This is a genomic window from Stenotrophomonas maltophilia, from assembly GCF_025642255.1.
Classification (GTDB): Bacteria; Pseudomonadota; Gammaproteobacteria; order Xanthomonadales; family Xanthomonadaceae; genus Stenotrophomonas; species Stenotrophomonas maltophilia_P.
This window is the reverse complement of record NZ_CP106759.1, coordinates 43,914-66,409: the sequence shown is the minus strand read 5'-3', so window position 1 is coordinate 66,409 and position 22,496 is coordinate 43,914. Positions and strand designations below refer to the sequence as shown.

Below are 22,496 nucleotides of genomic sequence, written 5' to 3'. Positions count from 1 at the left end.
GAAAAACAGCCGAGCATGGCTCGGCTCTACAGGAGTGCCGCGATGCGAAGGCTGTTGCTGTTGTTGCTGCTGTCGTGCACCACCGCGCAGGCGGCGCCGGTGCGGGTGTTCATCGCAGGTGACTCCACCGCGGCCGAGTACGGTCCCGAGCGCGCGCCGCAGGCGGGCTGGGGCCAGGCCCTGCAGAGCTACCTCGATCCGGCGCGGTTCGAAGTGCGCAACCACGCCCGGGGAGGCCGCAGCACGCGCAGCTTCATCGATGAAGGCCGCTTGGATGCGATCGCCACCGAGCTGCGCCGTGGCGACGTGCTGCTGATCCAGTTCGGCCATAACGACGCCAAGTTCGAAGATCCCACGCGCTATACCGATCCGGACAGCGACTATCCGCGCCTGCTGATGCGTTACGTGCAGGTGGCGCGCGACAAGGGCGCCACGCCGGTGCTGGTCACGCCGGTGGCGCGGCTGCTGTATGACTTCGGTTCGCTGCTGGACACACATGCGCGTTACACGCGGGCGATGCAGCAGCTGGCCGCGCGCGAGCGCGTTGCCCTGATCGAACTCAACGACCGCAGCACGCGCTGGATACGCGCGCTGGGCGAGCAGGGTGCACGCCCCTACTTCCTGTTCGTGCCCGAGCAGGGCAAGGCCGACGGCACCCACTTCAGTGTGGCCGGCGCCAACGCCGTTGCCTGCCTGGTGCTGCGCGAGTGGAGGGTGCTGCAGCCGGGGCTGGAAGATGCACTCGTGCGCGACATCGACTGTGACGTGGGCGCGGCGGCGGGGCAGGGCGGGCAACCGGCGCAGCCCTCGCGCGTGGTCCATGAGCATGACATCGCCATCCGCCAGCCCGGCCCGCATGGTGGCGCCGGGCCGACCACGGCCTATCCGTTCTTCGCCGGAGAGAAGAACCTGCCGTTCGTGCTGCGCAAGCGCGTGCTGCACAAGGGTGCAGGCATCGGCCTGCATCCGCAGCACAAGGACGAGATCTACTACATCGTCAGCGGGAAAGGCAGCTACGTGCTGGACGGAAGGCAGTACGACGTCAGCGCAGGCGATGCCCTGCTGACGCGCAAAGGCAGTTCGCATGCACTGCAGCAGGTGGGTGACGAGGATCTGGTGCTGCTGCTGGCATACCCGCGCTGACCCGCGGAGCCGGGCGTGGAGCCGGCCCTAGGGATGCCCCTGCCGCATCACACGTCGCCGCCGTCGGCCCAGCCTTCGCCGGTTCCCTTCTGGAACACACGGTCGTCGGCCTGCACGTCACCGGCCGGCAGGTGCTGCTGCTCGGCCAGCGAGGCATAGATCGGGGTGAAGTCCGGCGACGTCGCCTGCATCAGCTGCTCGAAGCTGTCGATGACGAAGTAGGTCTTCTGGAAGGTATCGATGCGGTAGCGCGTGCGCATGATGCGCTGCAGGTCGAAGCCGATGCGGTTGGGCGCGGCCGATTCCAGCGAGTACAGCGATTCGCCCTTTGACGAGACGATACCGGCGCCGTAGATGCGCAGGCCATCCGGGGTATCGATCAGGCCGAACTCCACCGTGTACCAGTACAGGCGCGTGAGGTTCTGCAGCGCCTCCGGACCGATGGCGTGGGCTTTGACACCGCCACGGCCGTAGGCCTCCATGTAATCGGCAAACACCGGATTCATCAGCAGCGGCACATGGCCGAACAGATCGTGGAACAGGTCCGGCTCGGCGATGTAGTCGATCTGGTCGGGGCGACGGATCCACCACGTGACCGGGAAGCGGCGGTTGGCCAGGTGGTCGAAGAAGTCCAGCTCCGGCAGCAGCCCCTCCACGCCCACCAGCGTCCAGCCGGTGGCTGCGCCGAGTACTTCATTCAGCTGGTCGAAGCGCGGAATCATGTGCGCGCTCATGCCCATCTCGTCCTGCGCGTCCAGGAACTCCCGGCACGCACGGCCGACCAGCAGTTCGCGCTGGCGCTGGTACAGCGTGCTCCACGTCGCATGGTCATCGGCGCTGTAGGTATCCCACGGCTGCTCGACGAGCGCGGTGGTGTACACCGGCACGTAGCCCTTGTCGGTCTGCTGGTGTTCGACGCGGCGGGGCTGGGCGGGATCCATGGGACGCTCCTTGAAGGGATGTCCACGATGCTAGGGCAGTGCGGGCGCAACAGGGTTGCAAAAGTTGCGCGGAATAACCTTGCTGGCGCAATATCCTTGCGTACTCACCATGTTGCGGGGCAACAATGGCCGGAGAAGTCCAGTTCGATCGCACGGATATACGCCTGCTGGCCGAAATCCAGCGGGATGGTCGCGCCACCAATGCCGAGCTCGCGGCCCGGGTGAACCTCTCCCCCTCCGCCTGCCTGCGCCGCCTGCAGCGGCTGGAGAGCGAGGGTGTGATCGTCGGCTATGGCGCGCGCCTGGAACCCCGGCAGCTGCGGCTGGGCCTGCAGGCGTTCGTGCGGGTGCAACTGGAAAAGCACGACCAGGCGGCCATCGCGCATTTCGTGGACAGCGTGCAGGGCTGGGATGAAGTGGTGGCCTGCCATGCGCTCACCGGCGACATGGATTACCTGTTGCACGTCTACGTGCGCGACCTCGAGCACTTCTCGCGCTTCCTGCTGGACCGCCTGCTCAATGCCGGTGGCGTGGCCGATGCCAATTCCAGCTTCGTGCTGCGCACGGTGAAGGGCTTCCAGGCGTTGCCACTGTCGCAGCTGTAACCCTGAGCACCGCTCAGCGCGGGCGAGGGCTCAGCACTTGTCCTTGCGCCCCATCAGCCTGCCCAGCCGCGAGGTCTCCTCGCACTTCGGCGCGGCGACCGGCGGCGGTGCCAGCGCGGCGGCGCGCGCCTTCTGCAGCTGCTGGATCTTCGCGCGGATCTGCGGCATCGCGGCCATCGCCGCCTTTTCGCCCTCCAGGATCGCGGTCCCGCGCTGGCTGAAATCAGCCGCACCGATATCCAGCACGCGCGGGCGGATCACGATGTCGGCGCGGGCCAGTTCCTGCTCGCCCAGGCGCTGGCCCATGATCGCGATCGACTGGTTGACGATGCCGAGCATGTCAGTCGGTGCCTTGCCACTGGCCTTGCTGGAGATGTCCACGGCGATCACGAAGTCGGCACCGAGCTGGCGCGCGGCATCGACCGGCACCGGGCTGACCACGCCGCCATCGACGTAGTTGCGGCCGCCGATCTTCACCGGCTCGAACACGCCAGGGATGCTGCTGGACGCACGGACGGCCTGGCCCACGTTGCCGCGCACGAAGATCGCGCGTTCGCCGGTTTCGAGCTGGGTGGCGACGGCGGCGAACGGCTTCTTCAGGCGCTCTGCCGGACGGTTGGCGACCTGCTCGTTGACGTAGTCCTGCAGCTTCTGGCCCTGCACCAGCCCGCCGGAGAACAGGCGCACGTCGCGGATGCTGGCTTCATCCAGCGCGACGGCCCGGCTCTGCATCTGGAACGCATCCATGCCGCTGGCGTACAACGCGCCGACCACACTGCCGGCGCTGGTGCCGGACACCACCACCGGCTCGAAGCCGTTGGCCTCGAGCATCTTGATCACGCCGATGTGGGCAAAGCCCTTGGCCGCGCCGCCGCCCAGCGCGATGCCGATCTTCACCGGCTTGGCCTGCGGCACCACGGTCGGCGCCGGCGGCGGCGCCGGACGCACCGGATCGCCACCGCAACCGGCCAGCAGGCCAAGCAGGGCAACGGACAGCAGCACGCGGGGACGGAACAGGCTCATCGGCAATGCGCTCGCGGCGCCGGATTCAGGGAAGGGCGCCAGCATACCGAAGCCACGGCGGGCCGGGCAGGGCAGGACGACGCCCTATTCATGGACCGCCATGGGTAGCGCCGGGCATGGCCTGGCGGGCAGTTCAGGGCCGCTGCGCTCGCCGGGCTTGGCCCGGCGCTACCCGCAGGCGATCAGAACCGGTTGTCGCCGTCGAGGATGCGGCCGATGCCGCCCAGCACCGAGCCTTCGCCGCGGTTCTGCCCGCCGCCCTGCGGCGCGGCCATCCACATCCGGCCGGCCAGGCGCGAGAACGGCAGCGATTGCAGCCAGACCTTGCCCGGTCCGGTCAGGGTTGCCAGGAACACACCCTCGCCACCAAACACCATGCTCTTGATGCCACTGACCCGGCGCACGTCCATGTCCACCGTCGGGTGGTAGGCGACCACGCAGCCGGTATCCACGTCCAGCCGCTCGCCGGCGGCCAGTTCGCGCTCGACCACACAGCCTCCGGCGTGGATGAACACCCAGCCATCGCCTTCCAGCTTCTGCATGATGAAGCCTTCGCCGCCGAACAGGCCGGTCATGATCTTGCGCTGGAACTGCACGCCGATCTGCACACCGCGCGCCCCGGCCAGGAAGCTGTCCTTCTGGCAGACCAGGCGGCCGCCGTGCTGGTCCAGCTTCATGGCCAGCACGGTGCCGGGGTAGGGCGCGGCGAAAGCGACCTTGGCCTTGCCCTGCCCGGTATGCGTATAGAGCGTGGCGAACAGGCTCTCGCCGGTCAGCACGCGTTTGCCGGCCGACATCAGCTTGTCCATGATGCCGCCGCCCTGGCCGCTGTGCGTGCCGTCGCCGAACACCGTATCCATCTGCACCGAGGCGTCCTTGAACATCAGCGCGCCGGCTTCGGCGATGGCGCTCTCGCCGGGATCCAGCTCGATCTCCACGAACTGCATCTCATGGCCGACGATGCGGAAGTCGATGTCGTCGGCCCGGCCCCGCGCAGGCCCGCCCGGCACGGGTGGCGGCGTGTTGGGCATGCCCGGGGCGGGCGCCTGCAGCTCGGGCACCTCGGCGATGGCGGTCCAGCCGCTCATGCCCTGGCACCAGGCCAGCGCGCGGGGGTTGGCCTGCGCGTAGCGGCGCGCGGCTTCGTCATCGAGCGGCCCGATGCGGTCGGCCTGGGCGGAGGAATGGAAGTACCACTGGGTCATGGCGGTGCGCCGGGTCGGGGTGGGAAAGCCCGAGTCTAGCGACCCTCCCCGGTGGCCCGCGACCGCGCCATGAACAGCGGCCATTTGCGGCGCAGGTGCTGTATTGCAACAATTATCTGGTAGCGCCGTTTTACCACCCCTCCAAACACAGCCTACCGCCATGTCCCCGACCCGCACTTCCCGCGGCCGTATTCCGGTCGCGCGCCCCCTCGTTGCCGCTCTCTCCGCCCTGCTGCCGCTGGTTGCAGCCGCCCAGGAAACCCCCGCCGCCAAGGATCCGGTCGCGCTCGATACCCTGCAGGTGACGGCCCAGCGCCGCGTCGAGAATGCCAAGGACGTGCCGGTCGCGATCACCGCGATCCAGGGCGAGAAGCTCGATGTGCTCGGCTCGGCCGGCGACGACATCCGCTTCCTGGCCGCGCGCGTACCCAGCCTCAACATCGAATCGTCCTATGGCCGTGCCTTCCCGCGCTTCTACATGCGCGGCCTCGGCAACACCGACTTCGACCTCAATGCCTCGCAGCCGGTCTCGCTGGTGTACGACGACGTGGTGCAGGAAAGCCCGCTGCTGAAGGGCTTCCCGTTGTTCGACCTGGCCAACGTGGAAGTGCTGCGTGGGCCGCAGGGCACCCTGTTCGGCCGCAACACGCCGGCCGGCGTGGTCAAGTTCGATTCGGCGCGTCCGTCGCAGGATGCCGATGGCTACGTCCGCGTCGGCTACGGCAGCTACAACAGCTGGAACGTGCAGGGCGCCTACGGCGGCCCGCTGACCGACCGCTGGTCGGCACGCGTTTCGGCGATCTACCAGCGCCGCGACGACTGGGTCGACAACACCCGCGTCGGCGCGCCCAACAGTGGTTTTGAAGGCTATGACGAGGCCGCCGGCCGCGTGCAGTTCCTGTATGAGGGCGACGATTTCGAGGCCCTGTTCAACCTGCACAAGCGCAAGCTCAACGGCACCGCCCGCCTGTTCCGCGCCAACATCATCCAGAAGGGCAGCAACGCGCTGGTCGAGAACTTCGACCGCGACAAGGTGGCCAACGACGGCGTGAACTTCTCCGACCTGGAAACCTGGGGCGGCAGCGCGCGCCTGCAGTGGAACCTCGGCTCGGTGACCCTGCACTCCATCACCGGCTACGAGACTGCCGAATCGCTCAACCGCGGCGATATCGACGGTGGCTACGGTGCTTCGTTCCTCGGCGCCGGCAATTATGGCCCGGGCTTCATTCCGTTCCCGTCCGAATCGGCCGATGGCCTGCCGCACCACCGCCAGTGGACCCAGGAATTCCGCGTGGAATCCAATGAGTGGGGCCGCTTCGACTGGCAGGCCGGTGTCTTCTACTTCGATGAAGACGTCACCATCGACAGCTTCAACTACGACTCGCTGACGCCGGGCAATCCGCAGACCGGCCATGCCGTGCAGAGCCAGCGCAACAAGGCGTGGGCGGTGTTCGCATCGGGCGACTTCGATGTCACCGACCGCTTCAAGCTGCGCGCCGGCGTGCGCTACACGCAGGACAAGAAGGACTTCACCGCGCGCGTGCTGCAGGCCGTGCAGGGTGGCACCCCGGTGAGCGGGCCGTACCTGGCCAACACCGACGTCGATGACGTCAGCTGGGATGTCAGCGGTGTGTACAAGCTGACCGACAACGTCAATGCGTATGCGCGCGTGGCCAAGGGCTTCCGCGCGCCGTCGATCCAGGGCCGTCTGGCCTTCGGTGGCGTGTCGCAGGCCGATTCCGAGAAGGTGATCTCGTACGAAGCCGGCATCAAGGCCGACCTGTTCGATCGCCGCGCCCGCCTGGGCTTCAGCGTGTTCCGCTACGACGTCGACGGCCAGCAGCTGATCGCGGTCGGCGGCAGCAACAATACCGCCACCCTGCTCAACGCCGACAAGACCATCGGCCAGGGTGTGGAGCTGGACCTGGAAGCCTACCTGGCCGACAACGTCCTGCTGACCCTGGGCAGCAGCTACAACGACACCGAGATCAAGGACGGAAACCTGGCCGTGGCGATCTGCGGCGGTGGCTGCACCATCACCGATCCCACCACGGTGATCAACGGCGGCACCTACGCCCTGGTCAACGGCAATCCGCTGCCGCAGGCGCCGAAGTGGATCCACAACATGACCCTGCGCGTGGGCTTCCCGCTCACCGATGGCAGCGAGCTGTACGCCTACACCGACTGGGCCTACCGCAGCCCGGTGAACTTCTTCATCTACGAGTCGCCGGAGTTCCGCAGCCGCAGTTCGCTGGAAGGCGGCCTGCGCCTGGGCTACAACTGGGAGTACGGCCAGTACGACGTGGCGGTGTTCGGCCGCAACCTCACCAACCAGACACGCGTGGTCGGTGCGATCGACTTCAACAACCTGACCGGCTTCCTCAACGAGCCGCGGACCTGGGGCGTGGAGTTCACCGCGAAGTTCTGATGCGGTCGCTGTACCGAGGCACTGTAGAAGGGCCGGCGCAATGCCGGCCCTTCTGCGTTCGGTGTCCGCCGGGCGTGGCCCGGTGCCACCTGTGCGCCGCGAGCGCTTACAGCGCGCTCTGCGGGCGTACCTTCAGCACTGCCTCTTCGGCGGTGCAGTTGCGGCTGGAGTGCAGGCCGGCCTTGCGCGCGGCGGCGATCTCGCTGCGTGCCGCCAGCAGGTCGCGCTGGAACGCGGCATTGTCATGCAGCCGGGCAACGGCGGCAGCCCCCATGAAACGGCCTTCGAGGATGTCGCTCTGCCAGTGCACGTTGCACACCAGGCGGCTCTCGCCATAGTTGCGGCCACGGGCCTGGATGGCATCGGCACGATCCGGCGCGATCTCCGACAGGATCAGGGCCCATGCCCAGCCGATCGAGGTGTGGCCGGACGGATAGGACCCGTTGCTGCGCAGGCCCGCTTCATCATCCGGCGTGCAGGTCGGCTCGCCATTGACCATGAACGGGCGCGGGCGCTGGTAGTGGTTCTTGGCGACCTTGGTGGCAGCGCTGGCGTCGATCCGGCTGCGCTCCAGCAGGCGGTACAGCGCGGGCGTCTTCACCGCGTCCACATCGATGTCGACCGCGCAGGAGAACTGGTTGGCACCTTCCGGAAAGGCCAGTTCGGCATCCAGCGTGGCCTGGGCGAAGCGTGGGCTGCCGCGCAGTGCACGCGCTTCGCGGCTGACCTGTTCATCCAGGGCGAAGCCCGCCGAGCCCGCGGTGGGTGGCGCCGGAACCAGGGCCAGGCTGGCCGGTACGGCGCGCGCGTCCAGATAGCCCACGGCCTTGGTGGTGACGTTGGCTTCGACGGCGGTCGGCCGGGCAGCAGACGCGGCACAGCCGGCCAGCGCCAGCACGATGGCCAGGCCAAGCAGGGGACGGGCAGGGCGGAAGATCACAGACATGGTCAGGCTCAGCAGAGGAAACACCACGCCATGATCGCAGCCCGCAGCCGGCGTCGCAGTGGCCGTCGGTCATACGGCCAGACCCGGCATGGTCATCAAAACGGGGCAAAAGCGTCATCGCGCTCCGCCATTCTCCCGAATCCGGGCGCAGCGCACGGACTTTCACGCGCCGGGGCATCGAGCATCGGCGCAACGATGGCATGCATGCCATTCCATTCCAGCCGGGTCGGGGGGATCCGCTGACAGAGGGAGAGAAGCGATGCGCAGCACCGCAACAGGAAGTACCGTCCTGGTCCTGCTCGCCACCATGGCCGTCACGCCGGCCACCGCCGCCGATGTGGTCGGCGTGGCCTTCGTGCACGGCACCGGCGCGCAGACCAACGCCACCCAGGACTACTGGCAACCGGCGATCATCGACACCGTCCGCCAGGGGCTGCCGAACAGCAGCAACTATGTGGTCATCAACTGCGATTTCACCCAGTACATGTGGAAGCCGGAAGCCGCCGGCTGCCTGGCCGACCAGCTCACCGGCTTCATCAACAGCCGCGGCATCACCCAGCTGGTGGTCATCACCCATTCCAACGGCGGCAACGTGATGCGCTGGATCCTCTCCAACCCGACCTACGACAGCCGCTACCCGAACATCATCCGCACGGTGCGCAAGGTCAACGCGCTGGCACCCTCATCGGCGGGTACGCCGCTGGCCGATGCCGTGCTCAACGGCAACACCTTCGAAACCTCGCTGGGCTGGCTGCTCGGTTACAAGAACGATGCCGTGCGTATGCAGCAGGTCGCCAGCATGGCCACCTACAACGCGCAGAACCTGTACGGCACGGCCGGTCGGCCGGCACTGCCCAAGCCGTTCCGCGCGGTGGTCGGCAGCGATGTCGAATCGGCCGTGTGGGACAGCAACAGCTACTGCGGCGGCTACGCGGCCAACGTCGGCCTGGAGTTCACCCAGAACTGGCTGTCCTCGTGCTCGGACGGATTCCTGGAGTGCAGCAGCCAGAAGGCAGCGGGCAGCACCTGGTTCACCGACACGGCGCGTACCCAGGGCGCCGAGCCGTTGAGCCACAACCAGAGCCGCCGCGAGTGCTTCGGCCTGGGCGCCATCCTGCGCAACGACCTGGCCCAGTGAGGACGACGACGATGACGATGATTTCCCTTCCGCTGACCACCGCCGTGCTGGCAGCCCTGGCCACAGCCTCCGTCACGGTGCACGCTGCGCAGCCGCTGCGCTCCCTCCCCGGCGACCAGGTGGTGGCCACGCTGGTGGCCGCACCGCTGCCGCCTGACGACAGCGAACACGCGCCCCTGGCGTTTGCCTGGGCACTGGACCCGGCGCAGGCCCTGCAGGCCTCCACGCCCTACGCCTCGGTCAGCCGCAGCTACTGGCAGCAGGTCGATGGCGCGCAGCTGCAACGTGGCCTGGAGCTGCCGCTGACCGCCCCCGATGCGGTGATCCAGCTGAGCCCGGCAGCCGGTGCGCGCGCGGTTCCGGCGCAGTCACTGCAGGTCCGGGATCCGGCCGGCCGCAGCAGCGTCGCCCGCGCCGTCGACGCGCGCCAGCTGCAGGACGCCGGCATGCCCGTGGGCGAAGGCAGCAGCATGCTGCGCACCGGCACGGGCAGTGCTGCGGGAAATTACCGCCTGCAGAGCGCGCAGGCGCAGGGCCGCTACGTCGTACAGGTGCTTGAACCCAACAGCCCGTTGCGGCTGGAGGTGCAGGCCAGCCAGGCGCAGGTTCTGGCCGGCGGCAGCATACAGCTGCGGGCACGCCTGCTTGAAGACGGAGCCAGTCCCGCCCAGCTGCAGGCGCGTCGCGGGGGACTGGGCGGCGAAGCCTTGCTGGTCGCACCCGATGGCCGCAGCTGGCCGCAGCGGTTGCTGCGTACGACTGACGGCAGCCTGCACGCGCAGGTACGGATTCCCGCCGAGGCCAGCAACACGCAGGGCCTGTGGGAACTGCAGGTGTTCGCCCAGGCCGATGGCGTACTGCGCGACGGCAAGGTCGCCTTCGCCGTAGCCCGGCCGACCGCCCGCTTCGTCGGGCGGGCCACACCGGACCAGGCCAGCCGGCGCGTGGCGCTGCCGTTGCAGGTCGCCGCCGCCGGGCGCTACGAAGCGCGCGGCACCCTGCACGCCACGGGCCCGGATGGCCAACTGCGTCCGGTCGCGCAGGCGCACGCCGCCGCATGGTTCGACGGTCCCGGTCGCGGCCAGCTGGTGCTGCCGTTCGACCAGGCAGCGCTGCCGACCGGCTTCGGTGCCCCCTTCGAACTGCGCGAGCTGCAGTTGCATGACCAGAGCCGGATGGCACCGATCGAGTCACGCGCAGTCGCGTTGCGGTTCTGAGGCATGACGTGGCGGGCCGGAATGCCGGCCCGCTACCCTGCACCGCCTGCAGCGCCACGCCGACGCCGGCACTGCGCAGGCGTATTTCTCACCCCGCGTACGCCGTCAGCCGGCCATCCTGTTCAACCACCCGGATCGGCCCGCCGAACACCTCCGACAGAGGCTCGTCACACAGCAGCGTGGCCCGACTGCCGTCAGCCAGCACGCGGCCGTCGCGCAGCAGCACCACCCGCTCGATCTCGGGAATGACCTCTTCGATGTGATGGGTCACCAGCACCAGGGTGATGCCCTGCTGCGCCAGTGCCCGCATGGTCGCGATCAGCTGCTGGCGGGCGACCAGATCCAGGCCGGTGGAGGGTTCGTCCAGCAGCAGCGCCTGCGGCCGGTTCACCAGCGCGCGCGCGATCAGCACCCGGCGCGTCTCGCCGGCAGAGAGCTCTGCATAGGCGCGCTCGCGCAGGGCCAGCGCACCGGTCATCGCCAGTGTCTCGCCGGCGCGGGCACGCATCTCGGCGGTCACCTCACGGAAAGCCGGCACCACGCAGCTGGCGAAGAAACCGGACAGCACGGCCTGCTCGACGGTGAGCCCCGGCATCTCGGACAGCGTGCTGCTGAGGTCACCGGTGACGATGCCCAGCTGCGAGCGCAGCCGGTCCACCTGCCAGCGGTTCTGGCCCAGCACCTTCACCGCGACCGCGCCGTCGCCCTGCGCCAGCGGGTAGAGCTCGCGGGTGATCAGCTTGATGAAGGTCGATTTGCCGCAGCCATTCGGGCCGAGCAGGGCGGTGTGCTGGCCCTGCGCGATGCGCAGGCTCAGCCCATGCAGGACCTTCACCTGGCCGCGCATCACGCTGGCGCGGTCCAGTTCGATCAACGGCGGCCGCTCCCCGGCGGACGGGACGGCGACAACGGCGCGGGCGCGCGGATCCAGGCTCGACAACTCAGGTCCCCAACTGTGAACGGTGCCACGGAAGCGGTGCTGGCGCACCGCGGTCAGAGGTGCAGTTTGCAACGCAAGCGGCCATGATGTCTGCCATCCCCGTGAGATCCGGAGAGCCTCCATGTCCGATGCCCTGATATCCCTGTTGACCGGTGGCGTGCTCGGCCTGGGAGGGTGGGCCATGCTGGCGGTGCTGCTGGTCTTCACCCAGATCACCATCTTCTCGGTGACGCTCTACCTGCATCGCAGCCAGGCCCATCGCGGCGTCGATTTCCATCCGGCACTGGCCCACGTGTTCCGCTTCTGGCTGTGGCTGACCACCTCGATGATCACCCGCGAGTGGGTGGCCATCCATCGCAAGCACCACGCCAAGGTGGAGACCGAGGACGACCCGCACAGCCCGGTCACGCGCGGCATCGGCACGGTGTTCTGGCGGGGAGTGGAGCTGTATCGGGAAGCACGCGGCATGCGCGCGGATATCGAGCAGTACGGACGCGGCACGCCCGACGATGCCATCGAGCGCCACCTGTATACCCCGCATGCGACCCTCGGCCCGGTGCTGCTGCTGGCCATCAACAGCGTACTGTTCGGCCTGCCGGGCGTAGCACTGTGGGCGATCCAGATGGCGTGGATTCCGTTCTGGGCGGCCGGCGTGGTCAATGGCCTGGGGCACTGGTGGGGTTACCGCAACTACGAATCGGCCGACACCTCCACCAACCTGACACCGTGGGGCGTCTGGATCGGTGGCGAGGAACTGCACAACAACCACCATGCCTTCCCCAGTTCGGCACGCTTTGCCATGCGGCGCTGGGAAGTCGACATCGGCTGGTGCGCGATCCGCCTGCTGCAGGCCCTGCGCCTGGCCAGGGTGCTGCGCGTCGCACCGGCGATGGATGTGCGCCCGAACATCGCCGTGCCCGACGCCGAGACCCTGAAGGCACTGCTGTCGCATCGCTTCCAGGCGATGACCGATTACCAGCGCAACGTCTTCATGCCGGCCTTGCGCGAGGAAGCCGCCCAGGCGGGCGCCAAGCTGCGCCGGCTGCTGCCGCGGCGGCTGCGCCGCGGCCTGGTCAACGATGGGCGCTGGCTGAAGCCGGACAACCGTGCCCAGCTCAGCGAGTGGGTGGCGCAACGCCCGCGCATCCGTGTGCTGGTCGAATACCGCGCGCGGCTGGCTGCGCTGCTGGAGGCGCGCGGGCACGATGCCGCCGAGCGCCTGCGACACCTGCAGGCGTGGTGCCGCGAGGCCGAGGGGAGCGGAATCGCCGCGCTGCAGGCCTATGCCGAACGGCTGAAGGGCTACACGCTGGTGGGCGCATGAGGGCAGGGGCGCTGCTGCTGGCCGCGCTGCTGCCGGCCGCCGCCCCGGCCCAGGTCAGTGACACCCGCAGCTACCTGCAGAAGATGGACAGCGACGGCGACGGCCGGGTCAGCGAGACCGAGTACGTGCAGTGGATGCTGTATGCCTTCGACCGCATGGACCGCAATGGCGATGGCGTGCTGACTACCGATGAACTGCCCGGTGGCAAGGGCAGAGCGATCACCCGCGAGCAGCAGCGGCAGGTCATCGTGCAGCGCTTCCACAAGCAGGATGCCAACGGTGACGGGTTTCTCGACGCCCGTGAGCTGTCCGCGCCCCCGCGTTGAGCGGGCGTAGAATCGGGGCATGCCTGAACTGCCCGAAGTCGAAACCACCCGCCGCGGCCTGGCCCCGCATCTGCAGGACCGCCGCGTCCACGGCGTGATCCTGCGCCGCGCCGACCTGCGCTGGCCGATTCCGCCGGAGATTGCGCAGCTGCTGCCGGGACAGCGCATCGAAGGCATCCGCCGGCGCGCGAAGTACCTGCTGCTGGACACGGCCATCGGCAGCGCCGTACTGCATCTGGGCATGTCCGGCAGCCTGCGTGTACTGCCCGGAGATACCCCACTGCGGCCACATGACCACGTGGATATCAGCCTGGACAACGGGCGCCTGCTGCGCTTCAACGATCCGCGCCGCTTCGGCAGCCTGCTCTGGCAACCGGCCGGGCAGGTCCATCCGCTGCTGCAGGGGCTGGGGCCTGAACCGCTGGACGAGGCCTTCCATGGCGATTACCTGTTCGCCCGCAGCCGCGGCCGCAGCGCCCCGGTCAAGACCTTCCTCATGGACCAGGCGGTGGTCGTGGGCGTCGGTAACATCTATGCCGCCGAGAGCCTGTTCAAGGCCGGCATCAGCCCGCTGCGCGAGGCCGGCAAGGTCTCACGCGAGCGCTACCAGCGGCTGGCCACCGCGGTGAAGGAAACGCTGGGCTACGCGATCACCCGCGGTGGCACCACACTGCGTGATTTCATCAGCCCCGATGGCGCACCGGGCTACTTTGAGCAGGAACTGCTGGTCTATGGCCGCGACGGGCTGCCCTGTCCGACCTGCGGACGCCTGCTCAAGCACGCCATGATCGGCCAGCGTGCCAGCGTGTGGTGCAGCCACTGCCAGCGCTGAGGCGGTCCAGCCAGCGGCAGCTGAATGGGAGGTTGCGCTCTCCGCTGCCCGTTAACGTTTGTCTGCCTATGATGGCCGACCCTTCCCTGTGCCTGACGCGCCTGCATGCAACGACGCGACTTCATCCGCAACGCCTCCCTGGCCTTGGCAGCCTTCGGCCTGCCGTCCCTGCCCGCCTGCGCCGCCAGCAGGAACGGCCAGGTCGGCCTGCGCCGCCTCGGCCAGCCGCAGCCGTTCAGCTTCGCCACCCTGAAGGGGCAGGCACGCGCACTGGCACAGGCCCCCTACCAGAGCCACAAGCGGGTGCTGCCGGGCCGGCTTGAAGCGCTGGACTGGGACCAGTACCAGTCCATCAGCTATCGCCAGGACCACGCGCTGTGGGCCGATCAGCCGGGCAAGTTCCAGGCCAAGTTCTTCCACCTGGGCCTGTACTTCCATTCGCCGGTGCGCATGTTCGACGTGGTCGACGGCCAGGCGCAGGAACTGGCGTATGACGGTGCAGCGTTCAACTACGGCAAGAGCGGGATCCGCAACGGCGAACTGCCGGCGGACCTGGGCTTCGCCGGGTTCCGCCTGAACACCCGCAAGGATACCGACCGCGATTTCGCCGCGTTCCTTGGCGCCAGCTACTTCCGCGCGGTCGGCAAGGAAGGCCAGTACGGGCAGTCCGCACGCGGCCTGGCGATCGATACCGGCATGGGCAGGCCGGAGGAGTTTCCCGACTTCATCGCCTATTACCTCGAGCAGCCTGCCGCCGATTCGGACACCATCATCGTCTATGCGTTGCTGGACTCGCCCAGCGTAGCCGGCGCCTACCGCTTCGCCATCACCAACGGCGATGTGCTGCTGATGGACATCGACAGTGCGCTCTATCCGCGCAAGGCGATCGAGCGCCTGGGCATCGCGCCGTGCACCAGCATGTACCAGGTGGGTGAGAACGACCGCCGCATGGACTGGGACTGGCGCCCGGAGATCCACGATACCGATGGCCTGTCGATGTGGACCGGGGCCGGTGAGTGGATCTGGCGGCCGCTGTGCAACCCGCGCAACCTGCGCTTCAACATGTTCGTCGACCGCAATCCGCGTGGCTTCGGCCTTCTGCAGCGCGACCGCAACTTCGATCACTACCAGGACGACGGCGTCTTCTATGAGAAGCGCCCCTGCCTGTGGATCGAGCCGAAGGGCGAATGGGGCGAGGGCTCGGTGCAGCTGGTGGAGATCCCCACGGTCGATGAGACCTTCGACAACATCGTCGCCTTCTGGAATCCGAAGGAGAAGCCGCAGCCGGGACAGGAGCTGCTGGTCGGCTACCGCCTGTACTGGGGCGCCGAGCCGCCGGCACGGCCACCGCTGGCGCATTGCGTGGCCAGCCGCACGGGGCTGGGCGGTGTGGTCGGCAAGAAGCGCGAGTACTTCTCGTGGCGCTTCGCCGTGGACTTCGAAGGCGGCGAACTGGCCAAGCTGATCGACAAGGCCGAGGTCGAGGCAGTGGTGGAAACCAGCCGGGGCCGTGTCGAGATCGTATCGGCGCGTCCGCTGCGCGAGATCGACGGTTACCGCGCGATGTTCGACCTGGTGCCGCCGGAAGGCAGCACCGAACAGATCGACATCCGCCTGTACCTGCGCAGCGGTGGCAAGCCGCTGACCGAAACCTGGCTGTACCAGTACACGCCGCCGCCGGCCGGTGCACCGGAGCGGACGCTGTACTGAGGCAGATCGATGCCGGCCAAGTGCCGGCACCGATAACTCACGGCTTGGCGTCGGTGGCGTGCGACTGCGTCGGCACGCCCACTTCCACCGTGCCACGGCGGATCTTCATCCAGGTTTCGTCCTGCCAGCGTTCGTACTGCTTGGGATCCCAGTACTTCGGATCGTACATGCGATCAGCCTTGATCGTGCGGGAGATGCCGCCGTCCATGTATACGATGTCCACATTGTTGGACATCGAGCCGACACGGCTGCCGGTCATCTCGCGCCGTCCCTTCCTCAGCACTTCCGCCATGCGCGGGCGGGCAACCTCGTCGCCATACTCGGCCCGCAGCGCGTTGGCCTGCGCACGCGCGGCCTCATGCTGCTCCAGTGGCAGCGCGGCCCAGTACTCGTTGCGCAGGTCCACGAACAGGGGGTAGCCGCGCTCGGCCGCCACATCCATCCAGGCAAATGCCATGAGCGGATCGCGCGGCTGGTTCACTCCATACCAGTACAGTTCGCCCAGGTAGCCCTGCGCAGGCTTGTCCGCGTAGCGTGCGGCCAGCCGGAAATTATCCATCGCGCCTTTGACATCATTGCGGTGCAGGGCGTTTACGCCCCACTGCCGGTACATCATGTCCGGGTGGTTGTCCATGAAGCCTGCGCCCAGCAACGTGGGATCCTGCTCCACCGGAGGACGATCGGCGGCGAAGGCCGGCGGCCCCAGCGGCAGCAGAAGCAGCGGCAACAGCAGAAGCGTGGAACGCATGGCGGACTTCCTGTTCGGCAGCAGACGTGGCCGCAGCCTAGGACCACTGGCCTGCAGCTGTAAACTGCCGGAGGTCACGCGTGCAGCGGCATGAGCCGGCGGATCACAGCGGCAGGGGCGCCTGCATCGGCTCGATGCGGCCTTCACCGCGGGTGATCTTCTTGAACTCGGCCCGGCTCACCGACACATAGCGGTCGTTGCCGCCGATCTCCACCTGCGGGCCGTCCTGCACGGCATGCCCGTGCTCATCCACGCGGACGGTCATGATCGCCTTCTTGCCGCTGTGGCAGATGGTCTTGATCTCCTGCATCTCGTCGGCCCATGCCAGCAGGTACTGGCTGCCTTCGAACAGTTCACCGCGGAAATCGGTGCGCAACCCGTAGCACAGAACCGGGATGCGCAGCTGGTCGACCACTTCGCTGAGCTGCCAGACCTGCGCGCGGGTCAGGAACTGTGCTTCGTCCACCAGCAGGCAGCCCATCGGCCCGTTCGATGCCAGGTCCTGTTCGGCCCAGCGCTGCAGGTCGGTGTCGCGGTCGAACGCCATGCCTTCGGCGCGCAGCCCGATGCGCGAGGCCACCACGCCTGCGCCCGCGCGATCATCCAGGCGCGGGGTCAGGATCGCCACCCGCATGCCGCGCTCGCGGTAATTGTGCGCGCTCTGCAGCAGGGTGGTGGTCTTGCCGGCGTTCATCGCCGAGTAGTAGAAGTAGAGCTTGGCCATCGACGGATTGTACGCCGCAGCCCCGCTTGGCCGAAGCTGTTCAGCAACCCCACCGGCTGTCCGGCTGTGGTCCTCACCCGGCCCCGCTACAATCCCCCTCCCATGCACGGTCTCAATCCTCCCCAAGCCGCCGCCGTCCTGCACATCGAAGGCCCGTTGCTGGTGCTGGCCGGTGCCGGCAGCGGCAAGACGCGCGTGATCGTGGAGAAGATCGCCCACCTGATCGGCTGCGGCCGCTACCCGGCCCGCCGCATCGCCGCGATCACCTTCACCAACAAGTCGGCCAAGGAGATGCGCGAACGTGTGGCCAAGCGTCTGCGCGAGCAGGACGCCGACGAGGTGACCATCTGCACCTTCCACGCCCTGGGCCTGAAGTTCCTGCAGATCGAGCATGCGGCGGTGGGCCTGAAGCGCGGCTTCTCGATCTTCGATGCCGACGACGCCGCCGCGCAGATCAAGGACCTGATGCATGGCGCCAAGCCCGACGATATCGAGGACATGAAGAACCTTGTGTCGCGGGCGAAGAATGCCGGTCTCTCGCCCGAGCAGGCGATGGCTGCCGCGCGCAGCAACCGCGAGAAGGAAGCAGCCAGCGTCTACGAGCGCTACCAGCTGCGCCTGACCGCGTTCAACGCGGTCGACTTCGACGACCTGATCCGCCTGCCGGTGCAGATCCTGGAGGAGAACCCGGAGATCGCCCTGGCCTGGCGCGAACGCATCGGCTACCTGCTGGTGGACGAATGCCAGGACACCAACGACGCGCAGTACCGCCTGCTCAAGCAGCTGGCCGGGGACAAGGGCAACTTCACCTGCGTGGGTGACGATGACCAGTCCATCTACGCCTGGCGTGGCGCCAACCCCGAGAACCTGCAGCAGATGGGGCGCGACTACCCCACGCTGGAGATCATCAAGCTGGAGCAGAACTACCGCTGCTCCAACCGCGTGCTGCGCGCGGCCAATGCGTTGATCGCCAACAACCCGCACGAGCACCTGAAGAAGCTGTGGAGCGATCAGGCCGACGGTGAGCGCATCCGCGTATGGGAATGCCGCAACAGCGAGCACGAGGCAGAGAAGGTGGCCGCCGAGATCGCCTTCGTGGCGCAGTCGCGCAACGTGCCGTGGAGTGACTTCTGCATCCTGTTCCGCGGCAACTTCCAGTCGCGGCCGCTGGAGAAGGCGATGCAGCTGCTGCGTATTCCCTATCACCTGACCGGCGGCACCATGTTCCTGGAGCGCCAGGAAGTGAAGGACACGCTGGCCTGGCTGCGGCTGCTGGTGAACCCGGACGACGACACCGCATTCATGCGTGCCGTGCAGGCGCCCAAGCGTGACGTGGGTGCCGGAACGCTGGCCAAGCTGGCCGAACTGGCATCGGAAAAAGACATGCCGATGGCCCAGGCGGCCGAGGCGATCGGCGCGCTGTCGCAGCTGCCGCCGCGCGCTGCCAACAGCCTGGCGCGTTTCACCGACATCCTGCGCGACCTGCGCGCACAGATGCGGCAGGTCAGCTCCGGTGACATGATCCGCAAGGTCGCCAAGGAATCGGGCCTGCTCAGCGAGCTGCGCCAGCAGGCCAAGGAAGAGGCCAGCTACCAGCGCCGCGCCAACAACATCGAGGAACTTGCGCAGTGGTTTGAAGGCGGTCCGCGCGGTGCCACCGCCGCCGATCTGGCCGGCCAGCTGGCACTGTTGTCGCGCAGCGACAAGGATGAGGGCGGCAACCAGGTGCGGATGATGACCCTGCATGCCTCCAAGGGCCTGGAGTTCCCGTATGTCTTCATCGTCGGCTGCGAGGACGGCGTGCTGCCGCACCAGGTCAGCCTCGACGAAGGCAACCTGCAGGAGGAGCGGCGGCTGCTGTACGTGGGTATCACCCGCGCCAAGATCCAGCTGTGGATGAGCTACAGCAAGCTCACCCGCAAGTTCGGCGAGCATGTGCGGCTCAAGCCCAGCCGCTTCTTCGACGAGATCCCGGCCGAGGAGATCCAGCGCGACGGCGCCGATCCGGTGGCCGATGCCGCGCGCAAGAAGGAGCGGGCAACGGCGGGGCTGGCGGCGATCGAGGCCCTGTTCGACTGACCGGCGTCGGATCCCTTCCCGCAGGGAAGGGCTCTGACCCCAGCACATCGCCCTACAATCGGGCCTCTCCACCCACAGGTCTGCGCATGCATCCCATCGAAAGCGAACGCCTGCGGCTCCGCCGCATCGAGCCTGATCGTGATGCGGCGCCGATGCTGGCGCTGCTCAACGATCCTGGTTTCGTGCGCTTCATTGGTGACCGCAACGTGCACAGCGAAGCGCAGGCCCGCGAGTACATCGCCCTGCGCGTGCTGCACAGCTATGCGTTGAACGGGTTCGGCATGTATGCCATCGAGCGTCTGTCCGATGGCGCCTGGCTGGGCAATGCCGGGCTGGTCCGGCGCGACGGCCTGCCGGGACCGGACATCGGCTATGCACTGTTGTCGGAGTACACGGGGCACGGCTACGCAGGGGAAGCAGCGCGGGCGGTCTTCACCCACGCGCGCGGCGCCCTTGGCCTGCAGGACCTCTATGGCATCACCGACCTGGACAACGTCGTGTCCGGGAAAATCCTGCTGGGCCTGGGCATGTGCGAACAGGGGGTCATCCAGCTGCCGGGCATCGCCACGCCCAGCCGTCTGTATGCCACGCCGGGAGCGGCGCCGGTCGGCTAGTCCGCCTGTACCGCATCGACAGCGTTGCGCCAGGCCCGGCGGGCCGCCTCAGCCGCGCAGGTCCGCCAGCTGCGCCTGCAGTTCGGCCACTGCCGCTTCCAGCTGGGCCACCCGTTCAGCCAGGCCCGGGTCGGCCGGCTCGCTGCCACCGGCACCGCCTGCGTACCGTGCCGCCAGTGCCGCCGCGTCCACCTCGCCGCACAGCAGGTGCATATAGCGGTCCTCGCGCTGGCCGCTGGCGCGCGGCAGCACGATGAGCAGCTCACGCTGCTGCAGGCGCTCGATGGCGTGGCGGGCTTCGTCGGTGTCGGCGAAGCGGTACAGGCGCTCGCTGCGCGTGACCAGCTCGCCCAGTGTCTGCGGCCCGCGCAGCAGCAGCATCGCCAGCAGCACGGTCTGCTGCCGGGTCAGGTCCAGCGCGGCCTGCAGGCGATGCTCGTAGCGGTCTGCACGCGAGGAGAAGTGCTGGCGCGCCAGGCCCATCGACTCCAGCTGGCGCAGCGCGTGCTGGACACTGCCGGCGTCGACGTTCATCACCGGCTCGCGCGCGGTCTTCTGGTTGGCGGCCGACTGGGCGGCGTTGACCGTCAGCGGGTAGGTGTCCGGCGTGGTCGCCTCCTTCTCCACCAGGCAGCCCAGCAGGCGGGCCTGCACGGGATCGAGCAGGGGACGGTCGGGGGTCTGGATGGCATCGGTCATGGCGGCCTCCGGGAAGGCATCGGGTCAACCGCCAAGCATAGCCGTCCCGATGGCGCCTTTGCCGGTAAAATGAGCCGATATCTGTTGCCGGTGAATGCCATGCGTCGTCCTGTTTCCCTGTCCCTCACCCTGCTCGCCACGGCGCTGCTGGGTCTGTCCGCCTGCAAGCGCGTCGAGACCCCGGCCACCGACGCGGCCGCTCCGGTGGCCCCGGCTGCCAAGACCGGGGCGGCCGGCGAAGCGACCGCCAACGACAACCTCAACGCGGTGCTGTGGATGCAGCGCGCGCAGGAGTACCGCGCGATCACCGAGCAAACCTACCGTGCCGCCGCCGACCGCCTGGACGGCGCGCTGAAGGAAGCCCACTGGGACGCGCTGGTGCCGGAAGAGCGCGGCAACGAGGCCAAGGGCCTGAAGCCCGCGGTGGTGCTGGACGTGGACGAAACCGTGCTGGACAACTCGCCCTACCAGGCGCGCCTGGTGCGCGATGGCAAGGAATACGACGAGCTGAGCTGGGACCAGTGGGTCGCGGAGAAGAAGGCCAAGGCGATTCCCGGCGTAGTCGATTTCGCCAAGGCGGCCAATGCCCGCGGCGTGACCCTTCTGTACATCTCCAACCGCGCCGTGCACCTGAAGGAAGCGACCCTGGCCAACCTGCGCGAGCAGGGCCTGCCGGTCGCCGATGACAGCGTGTTCCTGGGCCTGGGCACCGTGGTCGAAGGCTGCGAGCAGGCCGGCAGCGAGAAGAACTGCCGCCGGCGCCTGGCCGGGCAGAAGTACCGCGTGCTGATGCAGTTCGGCGACCAGCTGGGCGACTTCGTGGAAGTGACCGCCAACACCAATGAAGGGCGTGACGCACTGCTGCAGCAGTACCACGACTGGTTCGGCGAGCGCTGGTGGATGCTGCCGAACCCGACCTACGGCGGCTTCGAGCCGGCGCAGTTCAACAATGACTACAGCCAGTCGCGCCAGGCACGCCATGATGCCAAGCGCGCTGCCCTGGACTACGCGCCGTGAGCCGCGCACCGCTGCCGCTGCGCGACGATGAGCGCCTGATCTTCGCGCTGGATGTCCCTGACCGCGTACAGGCACTGGAGTGGGTCGACCGCCTCGGCGAGAGCGTGGCCTTCTACAAGATCGGCATGGAACTGCTGGCGTCCGGTGACTACTTCCAGGTGCTGGATGAGCTGGCGCGCCGCGACAAGCGCGTGTTCGTCGATCTGAAGTTCTTCGACATCCCCGCTACCGCGGCGGCGGTGATCCGGCGGCTGTCGCAGTGGCCGGTCAGTTACGCCACCATCCACGGCTGGCATCCGGCAATGATGGAAGCCTGCGCCGCGGCCAGCACCGGCGACATGCGCCTGCTGGCGGTCACCGTGCTGACCTCGATGGGGCGTCCGGACCTGGCGCAGATGGGAATCGACCGCGAGCCGGTGGACGTGGTGGTCGAGCGCGCGCTGGCCGCGCAGGCCGCCGGTATCGACGGAGTGATCGCATCAGGCCAGGAAGCCGCGCCGATCCGTGCCGCGACCGGTGCCGGCTTCTCGATCGTCTGCCCGGGCATCCGCCCCGGGGGTCCGGTCGGCGACGACCAGAAGCGTACCGTCGGCGTCGCCCAGGCGTTTGCCGATGGCGCCGACGCCATCGTGGTCGGTCGACCGATCCGCCTGGCGGCCGATCCGCAGGCAGCGGCGCGGTCGATCCAGCAGGAAATCGCGTCGGCTTTGGCTGCACGCTGAGTCCCGCACCAACAGCGATCACGGTGACATCATGAACGCCATCGCGCTGCATGCGGGATGGCGTTCGCAATTGTGGCTCCCGTAATGACGCGACCGTCCCCACACCGATGAACTG

At 68.1% G+C, this 22,496-nt stretch carries 21 protein-coding genes; 13 read left to right on the top strand and 8 right to left on the bottom strand.

Annotated elements, in window-relative coordinates:
• Positions 1–42: 42 nt before the first annotated feature.
• On the top strand, positions 43–1,143 hold the full coding sequence (locus tag N8888_RS00275) for a GDSL-type esterase/lipase family protein (RefSeq protein ID WP_263176686.1): 1,101 nt from the start codon (positions 43–45) through the stop codon (positions 1,141–1,143).
• A 47-nt stretch (positions 1,144–1,190) separates the two neighbouring features.
• Here N8888_RS00275 and phhA read toward each other — a convergent pair whose 3' ends face one another.
• Entirely contained in the window at positions 1,191–2,084 is an 894-nt protein-coding gene (phhA, locus tag N8888_RS00270; protein WP_053516024.1) for a phenylalanine 4-monooxygenase, read from the bottom strand.
• A gap of 125 nt (positions 2,085–2,209) precedes the next feature.
• On the opposite strand from phhA, the gene N8888_RS00265 reads away from it, so the two are divergent.
• Positions 2,210–2,689, top strand: a complete 480-nt coding sequence (locus tag N8888_RS00265; RefSeq protein WP_263176684.1) for an Lrp/AsnC family transcriptional regulator — start codon at positions 2,210–2,212, stop codon at positions 2,687–2,689.
• A gap of 30 nt (positions 2,690–2,719) precedes the next feature.
• Here the strand turns inward: N8888_RS00265 and N8888_RS00260 are convergent, their stop codons facing one another.
• Both N8888_RS00260 and N8888_RS00255 read right to left on the bottom strand, forming a co-directional pair.
• On the bottom strand, positions 2,720–3,712 hold the full coding sequence (locus N8888_RS00260; RefSeq protein ID WP_065174096.1) for a patatin-like phospholipase family protein: 993 nt from the start codon (positions 3,710–3,712) through the stop codon (positions 2,720–2,722).
• A 182-nt stretch (positions 3,713–3,894) separates the two neighbouring features.
• Positions 3,895–4,917 carry a TIGR00266 family protein gene (locus tag N8888_RS00255; protein ID WP_053516031.1) on the bottom strand — a complete coding sequence of 341 codons (1,023 nt, stop codon included), beginning with the start codon at positions 4,915–4,917 and terminating at the stop codon, positions 3,895–3,897.
• A gap of 160 nt (positions 4,918–5,077) precedes the next feature.
• On the opposite strand from N8888_RS00255, the gene N8888_RS00250 reads away from it, so the two are divergent.
• Complete coding sequence (locus N8888_RS00250) at positions 5,078–7,345, top strand: TonB-dependent receptor (RefSeq protein WP_193395692.1); 2,268 nt, start codon at positions 5,078–5,080, stop codon at positions 7,343–7,345.
• Between the two features lie 106 nt (positions 7,346–7,451).
• Here N8888_RS00250 and N8888_RS00245 read toward each other — a convergent pair whose 3' ends face one another.
• Positions 7,452–8,291: an acid phosphatase gene (locus tag N8888_RS00245; RefSeq protein WP_263176682.1), complete on the bottom strand. Its 840-nt coding sequence runs from the start codon at positions 8,289–8,291 to the stop codon at positions 7,452–7,454.
• 259 nt (positions 8,292–8,550) lie between these two features.
• Here N8888_RS00245 and N8888_RS00240 point away from each other — a divergent pair, with 259 nt between their 5' ends.
• Together N8888_RS00240 and N8888_RS00235 are read left to right on the top strand one after the other, a co-directional pair.
• On the top strand, positions 8,551–9,429 hold the full coding sequence (locus tag N8888_RS00240; protein ID WP_065182116.1) for a hypothetical protein: 879 nt from the start codon (positions 8,551–8,553) through the stop codon (positions 9,427–9,429).
• 11 nt (positions 9,430–9,440) lie between these two features.
• Entirely contained in the window at positions 9,441–10,646 is a 1,206-nt protein-coding gene (locus N8888_RS00235) for a DUF4785 domain-containing protein (protein ID WP_263176680.1), read from the top strand.
• A gap of 88 nt (positions 10,647–10,734) precedes the next feature.
• Here the strand turns inward: N8888_RS00235 and N8888_RS00230 are convergent, their stop codons facing one another.
• Complete coding sequence (locus N8888_RS00230; protein WP_231107769.1) at positions 10,735–11,493, bottom strand: ABC transporter ATP-binding protein; 759 nt, start codon at positions 11,491–11,493, stop codon at positions 10,735–10,737.
• Positions 11,494–11,707: 214 nt separating this feature from the next.
• On the opposite strand from N8888_RS00230, the gene N8888_RS00225 reads away from it, so the two are divergent.
• The 4 genes from N8888_RS00225 (at position 11,708) to N8888_RS00210 (ending at position 15,778) form a co-directional block, all read left to right on the top strand.
• Entirely contained in the window at positions 11,708–12,910 is a 1,203-nt protein-coding gene (locus tag N8888_RS00225) for a DesA family fatty acid desaturase (RefSeq protein WP_053516042.1), read from the top strand.
• A complete protein-coding gene (locus tag N8888_RS00220; RefSeq protein ID WP_128987651.1) occupies positions 12,907–13,236 on the top strand; it encodes an EF-hand domain-containing protein in 330 nt (109 codons plus the stop codon). The genes N8888_RS00225 and N8888_RS00220 overlap by 4 nt, the downstream gene beginning before the upstream one ends.
• Positions 13,237–13,255: 19 nt before the next feature.
• Entirely contained in the window at positions 13,256–14,068 is an 813-nt protein-coding gene (gene mutM, locus N8888_RS00215) for a bifunctional DNA-formamidopyrimidine glycosylase/DNA-(apurinic or apyrimidinic site) lyase (RefSeq protein ID WP_065174093.1), read from the top strand.
• 105 nt (positions 14,069–14,173) lie between these two features.
• Positions 14,174–15,778 carry an OpgD/OpgG family glucan biosynthesis protein gene (locus N8888_RS00210; RefSeq protein WP_053516049.1) on the top strand — a complete coding sequence of 535 codons (1,605 nt, stop codon included), beginning with the start codon at positions 14,174–14,176 and terminating at the stop codon, positions 15,776–15,778.
• 37 nt (positions 15,779–15,815) lie between these two features.
• On the opposite strand, the gene N8888_RS00205 is transcribed toward N8888_RS00210, so the two are convergent.
• Positions 15,816–16,526, bottom strand: coding sequence for an SEL1-like repeat protein (locus tag N8888_RS00205; RefSeq protein ID WP_180876190.1), 711 nt, complete (start codon positions 16,524–16,526; stop codon positions 15,816–15,818).
• 103 nt (positions 16,527–16,629) lie between these two features.
• Complete coding sequence (locus N8888_RS00200) at positions 16,630–17,250, bottom strand: thymidine kinase (protein ID WP_053516051.1); 621 nt, start codon at positions 17,248–17,250, stop codon at positions 16,630–16,632.
• A 102-nt stretch (positions 17,251–17,352) separates the two neighbouring features.
• Between N8888_RS00200 and N8888_RS00195 the strand changes: the two genes are divergently transcribed.
• On the top strand, positions 17,353–19,329 hold the full coding sequence (locus N8888_RS00195) for a UvrD-helicase domain-containing protein (RefSeq protein WP_065182170.1): 1,977 nt from the start codon (positions 17,353–17,355) through the stop codon (positions 19,327–19,329).
• 86 nt (positions 19,330–19,415) lie between these two features.
• Entirely contained in the window at positions 19,416–19,943 is a 528-nt protein-coding gene (locus tag N8888_RS00190; RefSeq protein WP_053516055.1) for a GNAT family N-acetyltransferase, read from the top strand.
• A 48-nt stretch (positions 19,944–19,991) separates the two neighbouring features.
• Here N8888_RS00190 and N8888_RS00185 read toward each other — a convergent pair whose 3' ends face one another.
• Positions 19,992–20,642 (bottom strand): YceH family protein, encoded by a 651-nt coding sequence (locus tag N8888_RS00185; RefSeq protein ID WP_111187079.1) that lies wholly within the window; start codon positions 20,640–20,642, stop codon positions 19,992–19,994.
• Positions 20,643–20,741: 99 nt separating this feature from the next.
• Between N8888_RS00185 and N8888_RS00180 the strand changes: the two genes are divergently transcribed.
• Together N8888_RS00180 and pyrF are read left to right on the top strand one after the other, a co-directional pair.
• On the top strand, positions 20,742–21,659 hold the full coding sequence (locus N8888_RS00180) for a 5'-nucleotidase, lipoprotein e(P4) family (protein ID WP_053516102.1): 918 nt from the start codon (positions 20,742–20,744) through the stop codon (positions 21,657–21,659).
• Positions 21,656–22,381, top strand: coding sequence for an orotidine-5'-phosphate decarboxylase (gene pyrF, locus N8888_RS00175; RefSeq protein WP_053516059.1), 726 nt, complete (start codon positions 21,656–21,658; stop codon positions 22,379–22,381). The genes N8888_RS00180 and pyrF overlap by 4 nt, the downstream gene beginning before the upstream one ends.
• The last annotated feature ends 115 nt before the right edge of the window (positions 22,382–22,496 follow it).

What these genes read in the sequence shown, in the direction of transcription:
- N8888_RS00210 (WP_053516049.1), top strand. Translation starts at nt 14,174, where the DNA reads ATGCAACGACGCGACTTCATCCGCAACGCCTCCCTGGCCTTGGCAGCC.
- N8888_RS00225 (WP_053516042.1), top strand. Translation starts at nt 11,708, where the DNA reads ATGTCCGATGCCCTGATATCCCTGTTGACCGGTGGCGTGCTCGGCCTG.
- N8888_RS00250 (WP_193395692.1), top strand. Translation starts at nt 5,078, where the DNA reads ATGTCCCCGACCCGCACTTCCCGCGGCCGTATTCCGGTCGCGCGCCCC.
- N8888_RS00190 (WP_053516055.1), top strand. Translation starts at nt 19,416, where the DNA reads ATGCATCCCATCGAAAGCGAACGCCTGCGGCTCCGCCGCATCGAGCCT.
- mutM (WP_065174093.1), top strand. Translation starts at nt 13,256, where the DNA reads ATGCCTGAACTGCCCGAAGTCGAAACCACCCGCCGCGGCCTGGCCCCG.
- N8888_RS00205 (WP_180876190.1), bottom strand. Translation starts at nt 16,526, where the DNA reads ATGCGTTCCACGCTTCTGCTGTTGCCGCTGCTTCTGCTGCCGCTGGGG.
- N8888_RS00240 (WP_065182116.1), top strand. Translation starts at nt 8,551, where the DNA reads ATGCGCAGCACCGCAACAGGAAGTACCGTCCTGGTCCTGCTCGCCACC.
- N8888_RS00265 (WP_263176684.1), top strand. Translation starts at nt 2,210, where the DNA reads ATGGCCGGAGAAGTCCAGTTCGATCGCACGGATATACGCCTGCTGGCC.
- N8888_RS00180 (WP_053516102.1), top strand. Translation starts at nt 20,742, where the DNA reads ATGCGTCGTCCTGTTTCCCTGTCCCTCACCCTGCTCGCCACGGCGCTG.
- N8888_RS00220 (WP_128987651.1), top strand. Translation starts at nt 12,907, where the DNA reads ATGAGGGCAGGGGCGCTGCTGCTGGCCGCGCTGCTGCCGGCCGCCGCC.
- N8888_RS00260 (WP_065174096.1), bottom strand. Translation starts at nt 3,712, where the DNA reads ATGAGCCTGTTCCGTCCCCGCGTGCTGCTGTCCGTTGCCCTGCTTGGC.
- N8888_RS00235 (WP_263176680.1), top strand. Translation starts at nt 9,441, where the DNA reads ATGACGATGATTTCCCTTCCGCTGACCACCGCCGTGCTGGCAGCCCTG.
- N8888_RS00255 (WP_053516031.1), bottom strand. Translation starts at nt 4,917, where the DNA reads ATGACCCAGTGGTACTTCCATTCCTCCGCCCAGGCCGACCGCATCGGG.
- N8888_RS00230 (WP_231107769.1), bottom strand. Translation starts at nt 11,493, where the DNA reads ATGCGCGGCCAGGTGAAGGTCCTGCATGGGCTGAGCCTGCGCATCGCG.
- N8888_RS00185 (WP_111187079.1), bottom strand. Translation starts at nt 20,642, where the DNA reads ATGACCGATGCCATCCAGACCCCCGACCGTCCCCTGCTCGATCCCGTG.
- N8888_RS00275 (WP_263176686.1), top strand. Translation starts at nt 43, where the DNA reads ATGCGAAGGCTGTTGCTGTTGTTGCTGCTGTCGTGCACCACCGCGCAG.
- N8888_RS00195 (WP_065182170.1), top strand. Translation starts at nt 17,353, where the DNA reads ATGCACGGTCTCAATCCTCCCCAAGCCGCCGCCGTCCTGCACATCGAA.
- N8888_RS00200 (WP_053516051.1), bottom strand. Translation starts at nt 17,250, where the DNA reads ATGGCCAAGCTCTACTTCTACTACTCGGCGATGAACGCCGGCAAGACC.
- phhA (WP_053516024.1), bottom strand. Translation starts at nt 2,084, where the DNA reads ATGGATCCCGCCCAGCCCCGCCGCGTCGAACACCAGCAGACCGACAAG.
- N8888_RS00245 (WP_263176682.1), bottom strand. Translation starts at nt 8,291, where the DNA reads ATGTCTGTGATCTTCCGCCCTGCCCGTCCCCTGCTTGGCCTGGCCATC.